1 protein-coding gene and 1 pseudogene are annotated in these 1,420 nt (G+C 63.5%); both read right to left on the bottom strand.

Annotated elements, in window-relative coordinates; translation table 11 throughout:
- Positions 1–408, bottom strand: a pseudogene (locus HP499_RS24225) (hypothetical protein); the annotation flags it as partial.
- 17 nt (positions 409–425) lie between these two features.
- Positions 426–1,420: ROK family protein (locus tag HP499_RS24220; RefSeq protein ID WP_172326567.1), on the bottom strand; the 995-nt coding region annotated here is incomplete at its 5' end.

Here is a 1,420-nt window from a genome sequence, read left to right as displayed (position 1 = left end):
CAGCGCGAAAGAGCTGTGGATTTCCAGGCCGTTGTTGGCATCGGAGCCAGTAATGAAAGCCTCGTGTTCGTCGGCGGTGACCTCCTTGACGGTCCATCGCGGAAAGACCGGTCTTCCCTCCCGCGTCACGGCGAGCCCCGGTCGCCCTGCCCAGCCGTCACCTTCCTGAGGAAGGACGCTCAGCTGCCATGCGGCGTCGAGCGTTCCGGGCGCCGTTTGTCGGCCACCGGCGAGGACCATTGCGTTGAGGTCGTCCGTGGACAAGGGGCCGAGGTCGGCGCCCCAGTGCAGCACGGAAGGAAGGCCAGCGGTCAGGTGGCGCAGGAGAACGCTGACACCGTCGCGGCGCAGCATGGTGAACTGCTGCGCCTGCTCGATGGTGGGTGAGGGCTGTAGGGACTGGGACATGCTGTTCTCCGGATCTTTCAGGGGTTGAGGTTGGCAAATCGGGGTTGCTTGCGCCCGGTAGCGAACGACGGCGGCACGGCCCGGCGTTCTTTTGGGTCGCTGGCGGTGCGAAGTACTTGTAAAGACCCTCCAATCGCTGCTGCGAGCGAACCATGTGAGGACAGGACGACGCTGATGGGTTGCAGTTCACGGTTGAAGGCTGCTGCGTTGACCGCGGCTGAGATGTGGTCCCGCAGGAGCGTGCCCGCAGTGGAGAAGGCAGGGCCGGCCAGCACCACTGTGCTGAGGTCGAACAAGTTCACCAAGGTCACTGCGGCGTGCCCGAGACCACGTGCCGCGTCCTCGAGAAGGCGTCGGGCCGGCAGGTCACCTGCCACTGCGGCAAAGGAGATTCGATCAAAATCATTGAGCGTCTCCGCTGGATTGTCTTTGAGTTTCAACCTCCTGAATAGAGCGGGATCCCGGACTGCGCGGGCCACCACTGCCGACGTACCGCAGATGTTCTCCACGCAGCCCCTGTTGCCGCATTCGCACGGCGGTCCGGAAGCGTCCAGGGTGATGTGTCCGAGTTCCACTGTGTTGGATCCTCCACCCCGGTAAACCTCCCTGTTCACTATGGCTCCGCCGCCTAAGCCGCTGGCCATGTAGATCACTCCAAAGGATTCCGCGGACACGTCCCCCAGCCACTGCTCGCCCATGGCCGCGGCCGTGGCGTCGTTTTCCAGAATGACTGGCAGGCCCGTCAGCCGTGAGAGCGTGGGCACCAGCGGAAAGCCGTACCACCGGGGAGTGGGACGTGGCGCGAGGAGAGTTCCCTCAGCCCGGTTTTGTGGTCCGTGGGTGACCAGGCTGATTCCGAGGACATTGTGGAACGGTACTTCCTGGGCTTCAAGCAGGTTATGGATCTGTACGGCGATGATGTCGAGCATCTCCCCGGGAGCGTGACTGCCTGACCCTTGAAGGGTTTTCTGTGCCACGAGACGGCCGGTGAAGTCGGCCAGGACTATGGAAC

Source organism: Paenarthrobacter sp. CM16, assembly GCF_013179505.1.
GTDB lineage: Bacteria > Actinomycetota > Actinomycetes > Actinomycetales > Micrococcaceae > Arthrobacter.
Note: the sequence above shows the minus strand (reverse complement) of the source record. Positions and strands in the feature narration are given on the sequence as shown.